This window comes from Streptomyces rugosispiralis (assembly GCF_024505145.1).
GTDB lineage: Bacteria > Actinomycetota > Actinomycetes > Streptomycetales > Streptomycetaceae > Streptomyces > Streptomyces rugosispiralis.
In genome coordinates this window covers 444,580-460,028 of sequence record NZ_JANIAA010000004.1, presented here as the reverse complement: position 1 = coordinate 460,028, position 15,449 = coordinate 444,580, and the positions used below count along the sequence as shown (strand labels likewise).

General features: G+C 73.8%; 13 protein-coding genes and 1 pseudogene. 4 read left to right on the top strand and 10 right to left on the bottom strand.

From position 1 onward, the window contains the following. Positions 1 to 89: 89 nt before the first annotated feature. From NP777_RS10580 to NP777_RS10565, 4 genes and pseudogenes are all read right to left on the bottom strand, one after another. Positions 90 to 1,192: pseudogene (locus NP777_RS10580) on the bottom strand (RNA-guided endonuclease InsQ/TnpB family protein). Positions 1,193 to 1,235: 43 nt separating this feature from the next. Further along, on the bottom strand, positions 1,236 to 3,032 hold the full coding sequence (locus tag NP777_RS10575) for an ABC transporter permease subunit (protein WP_256649831.1): 1,797 nt from the start codon (positions 3,030 to 3,032) through the stop codon (positions 1,236 to 1,238). A 278-nt stretch (positions 3,033 to 3,310) separates the two neighbouring features. Continuing rightward, entirely contained in the window at positions 3,311 to 4,867 is a 1,557-nt protein-coding gene (locus tag NP777_RS10570) for an ABC transporter substrate-binding protein (RefSeq protein WP_256649830.1), read from the bottom strand. A gap of 72 nt (positions 4,868 to 4,939) precedes the next feature. Beyond that, positions 4,940 to 5,425 (bottom strand): GNAT family N-acetyltransferase, encoded by a 486-nt coding sequence (locus NP777_RS10565; RefSeq protein ID WP_305889622.1) that lies wholly within the window; start codon positions 5,423 to 5,425, stop codon positions 4,940 to 4,942. 132 nt (positions 5,426 to 5,557) lie between these two features. Between NP777_RS10565 and NP777_RS10560 the strand changes: the two genes are divergently transcribed. Then, complete coding sequence (locus NP777_RS10560; protein ID WP_305889565.1) at positions 5,558 to 7,972, top strand: tetratricopeptide repeat protein; 2,415 nt, start codon at positions 5,558 to 5,560, stop codon at positions 7,970 to 7,972. Positions 7,973 to 8,122: 150 nt separating this feature from the next. On the opposite strand, the gene NP777_RS10545 is transcribed toward NP777_RS10560, so the two are convergent. From NP777_RS10545 to NP777_RS10520, 6 genes are all read right to left on the bottom strand, one after another. Next, positions 8,123 to 8,434, bottom strand: a complete 312-nt coding sequence (locus NP777_RS10545; protein ID WP_256649828.1) for a hypothetical protein — start codon at positions 8,432 to 8,434, stop codon at positions 8,123 to 8,125. A gap of 107 nt (positions 8,435 to 8,541) precedes the next feature. Further along, on the bottom strand, positions 8,542 to 9,126 hold the full coding sequence (locus tag NP777_RS10540) for a hypothetical protein (RefSeq protein ID WP_256649827.1): 585 nt from the start codon (positions 9,124 to 9,126) through the stop codon (positions 8,542 to 8,544). Positions 9,127 to 9,280: 154 nt separating this feature from the next. Further along, positions 9,281 to 9,607: an MmcQ/YjbR family DNA-binding protein gene (locus tag NP777_RS10535; RefSeq protein ID WP_256649826.1), complete on the bottom strand. Its 327-nt coding sequence runs from the start codon at positions 9,605 to 9,607 to the stop codon at positions 9,281 to 9,283. A gap of 67 nt (positions 9,608 to 9,674) precedes the next feature. Then, positions 9,675 to 10,451 (bottom strand): GNAT family N-acetyltransferase, encoded by a 777-nt coding sequence (locus NP777_RS10530; protein WP_256649825.1) that lies wholly within the window; start codon positions 10,449 to 10,451, stop codon positions 9,675 to 9,677. Positions 10,452 to 10,516: 65 nt separating this feature from the next. Beyond that, a complete protein-coding gene (locus NP777_RS10525) occupies positions 10,517 to 11,452 on the bottom strand; it encodes a pseudouridine-5'-phosphate glycosidase (RefSeq protein ID WP_256649824.1) in 936 nt (311 codons plus the stop codon). Then, entirely contained in the window at positions 11,449 to 12,585 is a 1,137-nt protein-coding gene (locus NP777_RS10520; RefSeq protein WP_256649823.1) for a PfkB family carbohydrate kinase, read from the bottom strand. Before NP777_RS10520 ends, NP777_RS10525 begins: the two co-directional genes overlap by 4 nt. 190 nt (positions 12,586 to 12,775) lie before the next feature. Here NP777_RS10520 and NP777_RS10515 point away from each other — a divergent pair, with 190 nt between their 5' ends. From NP777_RS10515 to NP777_RS10505, 3 genes are all read left to right on the top strand, one after another. Next, on the top strand, positions 12,776 to 13,711 hold the full coding sequence (locus tag NP777_RS10515) for an ATP-grasp domain-containing protein (RefSeq protein WP_256649822.1): 936 nt from the start codon (positions 12,776 to 12,778) through the stop codon (positions 13,709 to 13,711). Continuing rightward, on the top strand, positions 13,708 to 14,526 hold the full coding sequence (locus tag NP777_RS10510; RefSeq protein WP_256649821.1) for an ATP-grasp domain-containing protein: 819 nt from the start codon (positions 13,708 to 13,710) through the stop codon (positions 14,524 to 14,526). The genes NP777_RS10515 and NP777_RS10510 overlap by 4 nt, the downstream gene beginning before the upstream one ends. A gap of 160 nt (positions 14,527 to 14,686) precedes the next feature. Next, the gene (locus NP777_RS10505) at positions 14,687 to 15,442 is read left to right on the top strand and encodes a thioesterase II family protein (RefSeq protein ID WP_256649820.1); all 756 of its coding nucleotides are present in this window, start codon (positions 14,687 to 14,689) and stop codon (positions 15,440 to 15,442) included. Positions 15,443 to 15,449: the final 7 nt, after the last annotated feature.

The following is a 15,449-nucleotide window of genomic DNA, read 5'->3' as shown; positions in this document are numbered from 1 at the left end:
CTGATGACGCCACGGTTCACGCATCGCCACAGTGCGCGTAGATCTGACCGGAGTTCTTGACTTCGTCCACCTCGTGCAGGAGGGGCTCCCTACAGCTCGCGCTGTAGGGGTTCCTGCTTCCTCGCCGACTGCCCGCCCGGAGTTCTCCGTTGAGGTCTTACACCGGCTCCACAGGCCGACACCGCCAGCCCGGCGACCAGGTTCCACAGTGCGAGCACAGCTTGGATGAGGGAAACCAGCGGTCAACCGCGATCACTTCGCGGCCGTACCACTGGGCCTTGTACTCCAGCATCGTGCGGAACTCCGACCATGCGGCGTCCGATATGGCGCGAGCCAGCCTTCCGTTCTTCAACAGGTGGCGAACGGTCAGGTCCTCGATCACGATCGCTTGGTTTTCACGAACGAGGCGAGTGGTGAGTTTGTGCAAGTGGTCGCGTCGTCGGTCCGCGATACGGACGTGGACGCGGGCCACGCCCAAGCGAGCCTTCTCCCGGTTCTTGGAGCCCTCAGCCTTGCGGGACAGTTCCCGCTGAGCTTTGGCGAGACGTGCGCGATCGCGCCGCTCGTGCCGACGGTTGGCGATCTTCTCCCCGGTGGAGAAAGTGAGCAGGTGGTCAATTCCGGCGTCAACGCCGACGGCACGGCCATTGGCCGGAAGTGACTTCACGTCGGGGTCCTCAACCAGGAGACACACGTGCCAGTGTCCGGCCGCGTCCTGGGAGACAGTCACCGTAGACGGCCGCGCACCCTCCGGCAAGGGGCGGGACCAGACGATGTCCAGCGGCTCGGCCATCTTCGCCAAAGTCAGCCTCCCCTCCCGGAAGCGGAACGCGCTGGAGGTGTACTCGGCACTCTTGCGGGACTTCTTCCGCGACTTGAATCGCGGATACTTCGCCCGCTTTCCAAAGAAATTCGTGAACGCCATCTGGAGGTGACGCAAGGCCTGCTGGAGCGGAACGGAGGAGACATCGTTGAGGTAGGCGAGTTCCTCGGTCTTCTTCCACGCCGTCAGCATCGCCGATGTCGCGTCGTAGTTGACCCGCTCGCTCCTCAGCGTCCACGCCTGGGCACGGACCGCGAGCGCCATGTTGTAGACCTTCCGCACGCATCCGAACGTGCGCGACAGCTCCGCTGCCTGCGCATCGGTCGGGTAGAAGCGATACCGATACGCCCGCTTCACGTGAGTGGCCACAGTTCACAACTACCACATGATCTTGTTACCACCTGACGGCACGTCAGTCGCAGACGCCACCCTTGCGGCGATTACGCTTACGCCGCCCTTGCTGCGCAGAGTCCGATTCCTCCCCCGCTTTGCGGAGGCTCTCGATGAGCGCACCGGGGCGATCGTCAATGCGCATGCGCCGACGGGGCCACCGCACCCCGCCGGACGCCGTCACCGCCAGGAGGCCCAGGAGGGCCAGCGCGGCGGCGGGGGCGAGCACCGCCCAGGGGGCGCGCTCGGCGTAGGGGTGGTTCTCGGCCAGCAGCCGGCCCCACTCCGGGGACGGCGGCTGGGCACCCAGACCGAGGAAGCCCAGCGCGGCCAGGGCGAGCGCCATCGACGGCAGGCGCAGCAACGCGTGACGGACGACCGGGGGCAGGACCGCGGGCAGGACGTGGCGGCGCAGCAGATGGCGGCGGGAGGCGCCCAGCGCCCGGGTGGCGGCGAGATGCGTGGCGGCGCGCTGCTGCCGCAGCAGGGCGGAGGTGTGCGTGGCCAGCGGGGCCCAGGCGACGGCGGCCACGGCGAGCGCGGGGGTGTACGGGCCACGGCCCGCCGCCCCGGCGACCAGCAGCCCGGCGAGCACCGGCGGCACCGCGTTCACCGTCTCGGCGAGTCCGCCGGACAGCCGGGGCACCAGCCCGAGCAGCACCCCCGCCACCAGCGCGGCGGCGCTCACCGCCACCGCGAGCGCGAGCGTGGACAGCGCGCCGTGTCCCACCCGGGCCAACAGATCGCGGCCCAGCGCGTCGGTGCCGAACGGATGCGCCCAGGACGGGGCGGTGAGCCGGGCGGCGGTGTCCACCACCAGCGGGTCCCGGAGCGCACCGAGCACCACGACGGTGAGCAGAAGCGCGCCGTACAGCAGCGGAATCGCGCGGGCGGACGGCGCGGTGGACCGGTCGAGCGAGGGCAGTGCCCCGTCGCGCAGCGCGGGCCCGAGCAGCAGCCGGGCCGCGAGCCGGGCGAGACCTCCGGCGGCGGCCGCCAGCAGGATCAGGGCGAGGGCGCACGCCTGGAGCATCGGCAGGTCCTGGGCGATGGCCGCCTGGAGGGAGAGCCGGCCGAGCCCGGGAATGTCGAAGACCTGCTCGACGGCGACCGCGCCCCCGGTGAGCCCGACCACGAACAGCCCGATGTTCGGCAGCACTCCGGGCACGGCACGCCGCAGCGCCTGACGGGCGATCCGCCGGGCGGGCAGCCCACGCGCGGCGGCGGCCCGCGCCCAGGGTTCGGCGAACGCGCCGGGCAGCGCGTCGTCCAGGACCCGGCCCAGCAGGGCGCCCGCGGGCAGGCCGAGGGCGAGCGAGGGCAGCACCATCCACCGCGGCCCGTACCAGCCGACCGCGGGCAGCCAGCCGAGCCGCACCCCGACCACGGCGGCCAGCACGGACGCCAGCAGGAACTCCGGCAGCGCGGCGAGCAGCGCGCCACCGCTCCCCGCGCCGGCCCCGCGCCGGGCGGCCCGCCGCCGCGGCCCGAGCCACAGCGTGCGCCCGCACACCGCGCCCGCGGTGGCCGCCGCGACCACCAGCGCCCCGCCCATGAGCAGCAACGACACGCCGAGCGCCGCGGCCACCGAGGGGGCCACGGCCGTCCCCGAGATCCAGGACGTGCCCGCGTCGCCGTGGGTCAGCCCGGCGAGCCACCGGCCGAGCAGCCGCAACGGCCCGGCATCGAGGCCGAGTTGGGAGCGCAGGGACTCCAGGAGCTCGGGGCTGGGGTCGCGGTCGGCCGCGCGGGCCTTGAGGACGGTGCGGGCGGGGTCGGTACGGGACAGCCAGGGCAGCAGACCGATGCCACACAGCAACGCCCCGGCGAGCGCGACGCGCCAGAGCGCGACCAGCCCGGTGGTCCGTACGACGCTCGGCCCCGCGGTTCGCCCCGCGCCCGGCCCCGTGCACCGGCCCGCACCCGACCGGGCGGACCGCCCCGCACCGGGCCCGGTGGTTGGCCCCGCACCCGACCCGGCGAAACGCCCCGCGCTCGCCCCCGCGGACCGGCCCTCGCCCGACCGGGCAGCCCGGCCCACACCCGACCCGGCAGTCCGCCCCGCCTCCCGCCCGGTGGGCCGCATCCGTGCGCCGCTCAACGTCGCGTACCGGTGCCGACGAGCGTGCGCTCGTACGGGTCGAGGATCACACCGCGCACCGAGGCGCCGACGCCGTGGAGGATCCGCTGGTGGACCAGTGGGACCACCCCGTCCGTGCGCAGCACGGCGGTCTGCGCGGCCAGGGCGGCGCGGTGGCGCGCCGCGTCGTCGGCGCGGGAACCGGCCTCCGCGACCGCGCGGTCCACGGCCTTGTCGCACACCCGGGCCAGGTTGTAGCCGCCGTCGCACGTGAAGTCGTCGGCGAGATAGGAGACCGGGTCGCCGGTGTCGAGCATCGTGTTGCGGGCGGCCACCACGGCGTCGAACTTCCCGGCCAGGGCATCGCCTTCGAGCCGGGAGTACTCCCGCACCTCCAGCTTCACGCCGAACCCGGCCCTGCGCAGCTGCTGTTGCAGCACCTGCGCGACCTCGGGCAACTCGGGCCGGTTGTCGTAGGTGGCGAGGGTGATCGAGGTGTTCCGGACCCGCGTGGCGGCGGGGCGGCCGGACGGCCGGGGACGCTCGCCCGCGGCCCAGGTGAGGGCCGGGCCGAACAGCCCGCGGCCGGTGTCGGCATGGCCCTCGTACACGTCCTCGGCGAGGGCGGAGGCGTCGACGGCCTCGCGGGCGGCGGCGCGGACGGCGGGGTCGGCGAAGGGTCCGGAGCGGGTGTTGAGGAAGAGGGCGGTGGTGCGGGCGGTGGGCACCTCGCGCAGCGTGGCCTTGTCGAGGGTGGCCGCCTGGGAGACCGGGACCGCCTCGGCCATGTCCACCTCGCCGCTGCGCAGCGCGTTGGTGCGCGCCGTGCCGTCGGCGATGAAACGGACGTCCAGGCCGGAGGCGTGGGCCAGGCCGCCCCAGTAGTCGTCGAAGCGGTGGAGGGTGGCGCGAGTGGCGCCGGTGGTCCTGGCCAGGGTGAAGGGGCCGGTGGCGGTGCCGGCCGGATCGACCGTCACCTTCCCGTCCGCCGTCGTCTCCCCCCGCCCCGTACTGTCCTTCGCCCGGTACGCCTTGGGCGCGAGGATGGCCAGTCCCGGACTGGACAGCCGCAGCGGCAGGGCGGAGTCGGCGGACCGGGTGGTGACCCGGACCCGACGCTCCCCCACCGCCTCGGCGGTGAGCGTGACCCCGGTGAGCGCGGCGGGCGGCGGATCGGCGCGGGTGGCGTGGGTGAGGGCGCCCGCCACCGCCGCCGGGGTGACCTCGGTGCCGTCCTGGAAGCGCGCCTCGCGCAGGGTGAACAGCCAGCCCCGGGCGCTCTGCCGGGTCCAGGACTCGGCGAGGGCGGGCACCGCGCCGCCGTTGCCGTCCAGCCGGGTCAGCCCCTCGGTGACGCCGAGCCTGCTGAGCAGGGTGGCGTCGGCGCCGTACGGGGAGAAACGCTCGGCGGGCGGGAAGGCCATCGCGACGCGCAGGCGCCCGCCGCCCATCCCGGCCCCGGCCCCGGCCCCGGCCCCGGCGTCGTACGGCGAACCGTCGCGGGTCGCGAAACACCCGGCGAGCAGCGGGAGGAGCAACAGCGCGGCGGCCCACCGGCGGCGGACAGAGTGCATGGGCGTGGTTCTCCAGGGGCTGCGCGGGTACGGCCGAACACGAACGCTACATGATAATCATTTCCATAAGACTCAGGGTGTCCCAGGAGTCATCGGCACCTCGAAGTGGACGATGCCCTGACCGCCCCCGGGCGCCTCCCGCTCATCGCAGACGACCTTCGCCAGGGACCGCCAGAACGGCTCGGCGCCCGGCACCGCCGGATCGGTGTGCAGATAGACCGCGCGATAGCCGCCGTCCGCCTCGGCGAAGTCCAGCAGCGCACCCACCAGCCGCCGGGCCAGCCCGTGGCGCCGGTGCTCGGGGCGCACATAGACCCGGCGCAGCTGGGCGGTCTCGCCCGACGGATAACGCGCGGCCAGCCACGGGGGGTTGGGCGGATGGGCCGGACCCCGGGAGTCGAGCGCGGCGGTCGCCACGACCGCTCCGTCGGCGTCGTCCACCGCGACCAGCAGGGTGTGGCGCACACCGTTCAGATACGCGGCGGCGGGATCGATGATGTCGGCGTGCCAGCGCGGCACATAGCCGGTTCCGAAGTCGCGGTAGACGGTGTCGAGCATCACGCCGCGGGCGGCGTCGAGGTCGTCGGGGGTCGCGGTTCTGATGCGGTAGCTGGGCACCTGCGCATCGTACGCAATAAGCCCGTCCACCGATCGTACTGGCAGACTGGATCCCGAGGGGAGGAGGGGCCGATGGCGCGGGCACGGCCGTCGATGCAGGAGCTGATCCAGCGGCGCAGGAACGCCGGATTCGTGGGCCGACGACGGGAACTGGACGCGTTCCGGGACAATTTCGGGCTGCCGCCGGAGGACGCGCGGCATCGCTTCGTCTTCCATGTGCACGGCCACGCGGGCGTGGGCAAGAGCTGGCTGACGCGCCGGCTGGAGCAGACCGCCCGCCAGGAGTACGGCGCGCTCACCGCCCGCGTCGACGAGGCGGCGAGTTCCGTACCCGAGGCGATGGCCGCGATCAGTGAGCAATTCGCCCGCCAGGGGCGGGAGTTGACGGCCTTCGACCGGCGGCTCGCCACCTATCGGCAGCGCCGTCACGAGGCGGAGTCGGTACCGGCGGAGGGCGAGCGGCAGGGGCCCAGCAGCGGCAGTATGGCCGCCGCGCGGGCGGGTCTCGCGGGGCTCGGCCTGGTGCCGGGTGTCGGGGCGCTGGCGGGCGCCGTCGATCCGGTGCCGCTGGCCGAGGGCACCGACCGGCTGCGGGCGGCGCTCAGCTCGCGGTTCCGCGACCACAAGGACGTCCAGCTGGTGCTGGACCCCGTGGAGACGCTGTCCCCGCTGCTGGTCAGGGAGTTGTCGGAGGCGGCCGCGGCGGTGCCGTGGCTGGTGCTGCTGTTCGACACGTACGAGCGCCTCGGCCCGCTGCTCGACCCCTGGCTGCGCACCCTGCTGACCAGCGAACGCCTCGGCGTCCTCCCCGCCAACACCGTGCTGGTACTGGCCGGGCAGACCCGGCTGGACCCCGGCTGCTGGGGGGATCTGGCCGATGTGGTCGCGGAGCTGCCGCTGGAGCCGTTCACCGACGCGGAGGCCCGGCAGTTGCTGACCGCCAAGGGGATCACCGATGAACCGGTGGTGCGGGAGGTGCTGCGGCTCTCCGGCCGGCTGCCGGTCCTGGTGTCCACCCTCGCCGAGAACCCCGGGACCGGCGGCGCACTGGACGACCCCAGCGCCACCGCCGTCGAGGGGTTCCTGAAGTGGGAGCGCGATCCGGTGCGCCGCTCCGCCGCCCTGGCGGGCGCGCTGCCCCGGCGGCTCAACGAGGACGTCTTCAGGGCGGCGGTGGACGACGACGGGGCCGGGCTGTTCGGCTGGCTGCGGTCGCTGCCGTTCATCGGCGGCCGCGATGGCGCGGCCCGCTACCACGATGTGGTGCGCGCCCCCATGCTGCGGCTCCAGCGGACCACCTCACCGCAGCGGTGGGGCGCGGCGCACACCCGGCTGGCGGAGACCTTCGCCGGATGGCGGGAGGCGGCCGCCGGAGGGCTCGACCCGCAGGACGGATGGCGGCTGGACACCTGGAGCGGACCGCGTCTGGAGGAGTGGTACCACCTGCTGTGCGCACGGCCGTCGGCGGCGCTGCCCGGAGCGCTGCGGGACGGGATCGGCGCCTGCGACGCGGGCCCCGCGGTGGCCAGGCGCTGGGCGACCACCCTGGTCGAGGCGGGCGAGGACGCCGACTCGGACGCGGTACGCGCTTGGGGGCAGCACCTGGTGGAGGCGCTGGCGGACGAACGGCGGCGCGGTATCGAGGCGCTGGGACTGCTGCTGTCCCGGGGCGGGCTGGACGCCACCGGCCGGGTCGCGGCCCTCGTCGTACGGGGCTGGCACCGCCGTTCGGTCGAGGAGTTCGACGGGGCGCTGGGGGACTTCCACCGGGCGATCGAGCTGGACCCCGGGAATGTGCGGGCGCACTTCGGGCGGGCCGTGGTCCACCGGGCGACCGGGGAGTTCACTCCGGCGATGGACGCGCTGGACCGGGTGGACGCGCTGGAGCCGGGCTCGGCCTGGGTGCAGCGGGAGCGCGGGGAGACCTGCCGCCGGGCGGGCCGGTACGAGGAGGCGCTGGCCCGGCTCGACCCGGTGATCGAGGCCGATCCGGCGGACCATGTGGCCCTGGCCAGCCGCGGCCAGACCAAGATGGCGCTCGGCCGGATCCAGGAGGCCCTGGCCGACCTGGACCGGGCCATCGAGCGACACGGTGACTACACCTGGGCGCTGCTCCGGCGGGCCCGTGTCCGCAGCACCCTGGGGGACACCGCGGGCGCGCTGGAGGACCTGGACCGGGTGGAGGCGCTGGAGCCCGGCGTCCCGGGAACGCTGGGCGAACGCGGCGATGTCCACCGCTTCGCGGGCCGCTACGAGGAGGCCATCGCGGCGTACGGCCGGGCGCTGGCCCTCGACCCCGGCTACGCCTGGGCCCTGGGGAGCCGCGCGATGGCCAACGAGGCCCTGGGCAGACGCGCGGCGGCGCTGGCGGATCTGGAGCGCGCGGTGGCGCTGAATCCCGGCTACGCCTGGGCCGTGGCGCAGCGCGAGCGGTTGCTCTCGAGCGGGGATTCACCGGAGGGCGGACGGAACGACGGACCGGTGTGACCTCCCGGCACCCGTGCTTCCGGTTCCTCTCCTCGGTGGCCGGTCACCGGCCTTGTGCCAACGGCCCAGTGTCACCGGCCTTGTGTCACCGGCCTCGCCTGTCGTCGGCCTCGCCTGTCGTCGGCCTCGCGAGTCACCGGCCCCTGAGTGTCACCGGCCCTGTCGTGACGCGCGCCCCGCGAAGCAGGACGACACGGCGTGGCATACGGCGCGCAGTACGGCACGGCAGCGCGACAGGTACCGGGACGGGCGGGCCCGGCGGGCGGGGCGCGATGCGGTGGATGGAGCCGGTACGGCCTCCTCGGCGGGCGTGTCCCGAACCGTGGCGTCCACCGTAGCGGGAGCGGCCGGATCCACCGCGGGCGGCGACGGATCGGCGGTGCTCGCCTGCGGGGTGACGGGGCGCCGGGTGGCTTCCGCGCGCAGCATCGCGCGCATGGCGGCATAGACATCGATGGGCATGCGGATACTCCTGCGGTCTCGGACGTCCTACGGCTGAGCGGGCAGGCCGGACCGCATCCGGGATCCGCGACGGACGCGGAGACGGATGACGGACGGGCCTGGCCTGCTCAGCAGCGCAGTACGACGGACCGCGAGGAGAGCCGACCGGCCGGGACGTCGCCCGCGGCGCCGAACGCGCCGAGGCCCCGCGCCGTGTCGGCGGGACGACCGCGGACCGCGGCGAGCACGAGGGGGCCGAGGGACGTCGAGAGGGACCGATGCGACGCGCCGAACGAGGCGCCGTGAGCCACCCGCCCGGCGTGCCGGGCCGGATGCCCGGCACCGTCCCGGGCGGAGAACACGGCCGACGCCGAGGAGATGGAGCGCTCGTCCTCGGTCTCCGGCGCCATCGGAACAGGGGGGACGGGAGCGGGAGCACTCGCGGGGGCGGACGCGCCGAGGGCCCGGCCCGCGGCGGGAGCGCCGACGCCACCGGGCGCGGAGGGGGCCGGGGCCCGGTTCGGCACCCCGGCCGCCCCGGCCTTCCCGGCCGCCCCGGCGGCGCACCGCTCCGGCCCAGTGGACGGCGAGGGGCGGACGGCCCCCAGGCCCAGCACGGCATGCAGCAGCGTGGCCGCCAGCAGCAGAAGGACGGCGGCCGCGCACGGGCCGCCGCACACCGCGGGGCGGTTCGTCCTGCCGCCGTGCACCATGCGGCCTCCCTCGCTGATCCCCCTCCAGGGAACCCCGCACAGCGGAAGACGGCACTCCGATTACCGGGAAAAGTCCATACTTTCACCCGTGTCGGTTATCCAGTCGAACACCCATAAGGTCACATTTCGAGAAGTAGCCGGCCGCGTGGTGCGATCATTCGAGCAACGCGGCCGGTGCGGCCTGCCGCCAGGAGTCGAGCAGGATATCCCGCAGCTCATCGAGGTCCTCGAGCGCCGCGAGCCGCACCCGCACCCAGGCCGAACTCGCCTCATGGGCGGCGACCCAGAACTTCTCCGGCTCCGCCAGCACCAGCTCCTCCCGCTCCACCTTGGGACATCTGACGGCCATCGAGGTCTCGTCCTCGGGCAGGGTGGCGAACATCTTCCCGGCGACCCTGAAGGTGGGCATCGACCAGGCGATCTTCTCTGTGGTCTCCGGCAGCGAGAGGGCGATGGCACGGACATCGTCGGAGGTCGTCATGGCCAGACCGTAGAACACTCCACCGACAGGGCCCCGGCCACGTCCGTCCCCGGCCCCGGCCGTCTCGTCACGCCCGGTACATGTACGGCGTGGTGGTGGTCAGGGGCACGAAGCCGAGCCGGCCCAGGATCGGGCGGCTCAGGCTGGACGCGTCCACCTGGAGATGGCGATAGCCGCGGTCGGCGGCGATACGGGCCCGGAACGCGACCAGGGCACGGTAGATGCCCCGGCCACGCCACTCCGGTACCGTGCCCCCGCCCCAGAGCCCGGCGAACGACGCCCCCGGCGGCAGCTCCATCCGCGCCGCGCTGACCGGCCGGTCGCCGTCCATGGCCACCACCGTGACGACCGCGTCCGGCTCCTCGGCGAGCTGGGTGAGGAGCCGGTGCCGGAGAGCGGCGCCGTCGTCGCCGAACGCCCGCTCATGGACGTCCACCACCCGCTCCACACCGGCCGCGTCGGTCACCGGGAGCAGCCGGATGCCCCGGGGCGGTTCGACGGCGGTGTCCAGCTCCGCCACATGGGCGACCATCAGCGTCTCCTCGGGCTCCGGGACGAATCCGGCCGCCCGGAGCCGTTCGCCGAGGTCGCCTGGGCGGTCGTACGCGTACAGCTTCCACTCGAACGCGCGGCCCGCGCCCCCGAAGTGCCGTATCTGCGCGGCGATCGCCGCATCGGCGGTGGCGTCGTCCAGATCCGACCACAGGACGCCGTTCCAGTCGTCGCGGCCACCGGTCTGCCGCACCACCGTCCCCACACGCTCGACCCGGGTGCCGGGGCCGTCGGCCCGCGCACCCTGTCTCATCTCCCGGTCGTACAGCTCACGCACCACATCACGGTCCATGCGCCCACCCCAGCACCCGGCCCCTCCGGCGGCAATCGATTATCGGGCCCTCGGGGCAGGCGCGCTCACGACCCGCTCTTCGCCCCGGCCGCGTAGTGGATCGCGATCCGCGCCCCGAGCCGTGCGTTGTTCTTGACCAGGGCGATATTGGTCCGCAGGCTCTCGCCCTCGGTCAACTCCACGATCCGGCCCAGCAGATACGGGGTGGCGTCCTTGCCGCCGATCCCCGCGTCGGCCATCTCGGCGAGGGCCCGCTCGATGACGCCGTCCATCCGCTCGGCGGGGATCTCCTCGGCCTCGGGAACGGGGTTGGCGATGCTCAGCCCCGCCGCCATGCCCAGCTCCCACTGGGCGCGCATGGTGGCGGCGATCTCCTCGGGTGAGTCGACGCGCAGCGGGGAGCGGAAGCCGCTCACCCGGGAGTAGAAGGCGGGGAAGTCGTCGGTGCCGTAGGTGAGCACCGGAACGCCCAGGGTCTCCAGCCTCTCCAGGGTCAGCCCGATGTCGAGGATGCTCTTGATCCCGGCGCTGATGACGGCCACCGGGGTGGTGGCGAGTTCGGTGAGATCCGCGCTGATGTCGAAGGACCGCTCCGCTCCCCGGTGCACTCCGCCGATGCCACCGGTGACGAAGACCCGGATCCCGGCGAGCGCGGCGAGCCGCATGGTGGAGGCCACGGTGGTCGCCCCGTGGCCGCCGCGCGCGATGACATGGGCGAGGTCGCGCACACTGACCTTGCCCACCTCGGGGCTGGTGGCGAGCAGTTCCAGATCGGCCCGGTCCAGACCGGCGCGCGGCCTGCCGTGGAGGACGGCGATGGTGGCGGGGACCGCGCCCTCGGCGCGGATGATCTCCTCGACCTCGGTGGCCATCTCGACGTTCTGCGGATACGGCATGCCGTGGCTGATGATCGTGGACTCCAGCGCGACCACGGGACGGCCGTCCAGCAGGGCCTCCGCGACCTCCTCGGTGAGGGTCAGCCGGGGGTGGGGCGTGGTCATGTGGTCCTCCGCAGCGGGGCGTCGAGCGCGTCCTCGATCAGACGCGGGGTCAGGTCGGGTCGTACGGTGGCGGGGGTGGCCACCGTCAGCGCGGCGGCGGCGTGGCCGTAACGGGCGGCGTCCACCGGGTCGGCGCCACCGAGCAGGGCGTGGGCGAACGCGCCGAGCATCGCGTCACCGGCCCCGGTGACGTCCCGTACCTCGGCCGGTGGCGCCTCCAGCCGCACCCGGCCCTCGTCGAGGGTGCTCAGCAGGGAGCCGCGCGCACCGAGCCGCACCCACACATGCCGCACCCCGCGCTCATGGAGGACGGCCACGGCCCGAAGCAGCTCCGGGTCGTCCGCGTCGGCGGCCTCGGCGAGGTCCCGCCCGGCGAGCGCGCCCAGCTCCGCCACGTTCGGCGTGACGGCGAAGACCGGGCGCCCGGCGGCGAACAGCGGGGCCAGCAGCGCCGCCTTGGGGACGCTCACCGGGTCGATCAGCGTCTGGACCCCGGTGGCGGAGGCGATGTCCAGGACGTAGGAGAGCACCCGCGTGGCGAGGTTCCCGTCCAGCACCAGCAGACCGGCGTTGCCGATGAGTTCCCGCGCGGCGTGGAGGTGCTCGGGGGCCAGCGCGTCGGTGGCGGCCATGTCGGCGATGGCCACGACCAGATCGCCGTCGGCGTCCAGCACCGCCGTATAGGTGCCGGTGGGATGCGGGCCGCGGTGCACCTGCTCGATGCGCACCCCGGCGGCCTGGGTCTCGCTCAGCAGCCGCTCCCCCGCCGCGTCCTGCCCCACGGCGGCGATGAGATGGGTCGGGGTGCCCAGCCGGGCGAGGTTCTCGGCGATGTTCCGGGCCACGCCGCCGGGGCTGGTGTGGGACCGCCCCGGATTGCTGGTGCGGTACGCCACGGAGGCGAGGCTGCGCACCTTGACGTCCACATTGGCCCCGCCGATGACCACCACCGCGTGCTCCTGGCGCAGGATGTAGCCGCGCCCCAGGATGGCGCCCTTCTTGCCCAGGTTGGACAGATGCACATTGACCGCGGCCCGCGTGGTCCCGAGGGCGTCGGCGATGGACTGGGCGCCGGCCAGCGGGTCCCGCCGCAGCAGCGCGAGTATCTCCCGCTCCCGGCGCGTCAGCGTCATATTCGGCAGAGTAAAGCAAACTTAGCGCGATAAACAGGTGCCGTCGGGGGCCGATGAACAGGACACCGACGGCCATGGGTTGGCCCAGGAGATCGTAAAAGAACGGCGGATGACATCCTGAGAAGCCATGGCGCGCCGGACACTCTCGGCAGCGACCCGGGGACCTGTCCGGTGACGAGGAAGAAGGCCGATGAGACTCTGCTTTCTGGTGGAGGAGCGCTATCGCCATGACGGCATGCCGCGTGAGGTGATCCGTCAGCTCTCCGCCTGGGGCCACCAGGTGGACGTGATCCGGCCGGGTCGTTCCCTGATGCGGATGTCCGACGTGGTGCGGGCGGGCAGCCATGACGCCTGGGTGCTCAAGACGGTCTCCGGAGGGCCCGGCCTGACGCTGCTGGAGGCCGCGGCGGCGGTCGGGCTGACCACCGTCAACGACGCCCGCTCCATCCGCGGCGTACGGGACAAGGCCCTGGCGGCCGCCATCGGGCGCGGCCGTGGCCTGCCGATGCCACCCACCTACGCGGCGGCCCGGCCCGAGGCGCTCGAGGAGATACCGGAGGCCGAGTTCCCGCTGGTGGTCAAGCCCGCGGACGGCAGCTCGGGGCGGGCCGTGCGGCTGGTGCCGACCCCGGACCGGCTCAGGGCGCTGCGCTCCGAGCTGGCGGCGGAGGGCATGCTCATCGCCCAGCCGTATGTGCCGAATTCGGGCATCGACCTCAAGGTGTACTGCGTGGGCGGGGAGCTGTACGCCACCGAACGGATGTCACCGCTCGGCCCCGACGGGGGCGCCCGCGGCCGGCGGGTACCGCTCTCCGCCGAAGTGGCGGCCATCGCCGCCGAGGTCGGCGCGGTCTACGGTCTCGATCTGTACGGGGTGGACGTGCTGCTGGGTCCGGACGGGCCGGTGGTCGTCGATGTGAACGACTTCCCCAGCTTCAAGGAGGTGCCGGACGCGGCGGCCCGGGTGGGGCGCGCGGTACTGGAGTTGGCGCGCGGGGGCGGTGGCCGGTCCGGGCCCGGACTGGTCGGCGCTCTCACCGGAGCCGAGCCGCCGGTACACGCTTCCGGGCCGGTCCCGGCCGCCGCCACGAGCCGGATGACCACCACGGTGAGCGGCGGCCGATGAGGATCGGCCTGATCACGGCCGACCCCGGCCATCAACTCCTCGCCGATGCCACGGCTCTGCTGGCCCCCCGCCATGAGGTGGTGGCCCTCGACCTGCGCGGCGACGGCAGCCCGGCCTCCCCCGGGGAACTCGCCGATGTGTATCTGCTGAAGGCCCGGACACCGCCCGCGCTGGCGCTCGCCCGGTCCCTGGAGCGGCGTGGCGCCCCGGTGGTGAACTCCGCCGCCGCCACCGCGCGGTGCCAGGACCGGACGGTGATGGCCGAACGGGCGCTCCGCGCCGGTCTGCCGTTCGCCCCCACCCGTACCGTGGCCTCGCTCGCCGGACTTGCGGCCGAGCCGCCCCGACGTCCCGTCGTCGTCAAGAGCCGCCACAGCCGCCGCCATGACCTGGTGGCGCGCGTGGACGACACCGCACGGCTGCGTGCCCTGACCGCGGACTGGGCGGATGAGCCGGTGGTGGTGCAGGACTTCGTCCCGAACGACGGCTGGGACCACAAGCTGTGGGTGGTCGCGGGCCGGGTGTTCGCCGCACTGCGCCGCTCGGAGCTGGCGGCGGGTGGCCGCGGTCCGAACCTGCCGCTCGCCCTGGACGCGCTGCCTCCTGGCTGGCTGGATCCGGTGCTCCGGGTCGGGGCGGTGTTCTCGCTGGAGGTCTACGGTGTGGATCTGATCGACGCGGGCGGCGGCGCCCCGCTGATCGTGGACATCAACGCCTTCCCGGGGATCCGCGGCCAGGCCGGGGCCCCCGAGGCGCTGGCGGCCCTGGCGCTGCGGACGGCCGAACGGGGCGGACTGACCGCCTCCCGCACATGACCGACACGAGGGAAATACTAGGGGACTCCCGGCCGAAATAGGGGTGGCCGCAGATCGGATGGGACCGGCAGGGTGGTCTACTGGTCTGCGCGCGACCCGAGGCACGCGCGTGACAGCCACCCGACAGCCGCCGCAGAGCGAGCGGACGAAAGGACATCACGTGACCGCAAACCCCACCGGCACAAGCCTGTGGATCAGGCAGTTCCACCCCGCGCCGACCGCGGCGACGCGACTCGTCTGCCTGCCCCACGCCGGCGGGTCCGCCTCCTACTACTTCCCCGTCTCCAAGGCGCTCTCACCCACGGTCGACGTGCTCGCGGTGCAGTACCCGGGGCGCCAGGACCGGCGCAACGAGAAGTGCATAGACAACATCGCCGAGCTGGCCGACGCGCTGGTGCCCGAGCTGCTGCCCTATACGGACAAGCCGGTGGCGCTTTTCGGCCACAGCATGGGTGCCACGCTGAGCTTCGAGATCGCCCTGCGCCTGGAGCAGAAGGGCGTGCAGCCGGTGGCGCTGTTCGCCTCGGGGCGGCGCGCCCCGTCCTGCCACCGTGACGAGTCCGTCCACCTCCGCGACGACGACGGGCTGATCGCCGAGATGAAGGCCCTGAGCGGCACCGACACCTCGCTCCTCGGCGACGACGAGATCCTCCGGATGGTGCTGCCCTCGATCCGCAGCGACTACAAGGCGGCCGAGACCTACCGCTACACCCCCGGCCCGCGGCTGGCGACGCCCATCCACGCGCATGTGGGGGACGACGACCCCAAGGCGACGGTCGAGGAGGCCCGCGCCTGGGGCGAGCACACCACCGGCGGCTTCGATCTCCAGGTCTACCCCGGTGGCCACTTCTACCTCAACGACCAGGCGCCGCGCGTGATCGCGTCGATCCGGGACGTGCTGACCGCTAAGTCCTGAACGCCCG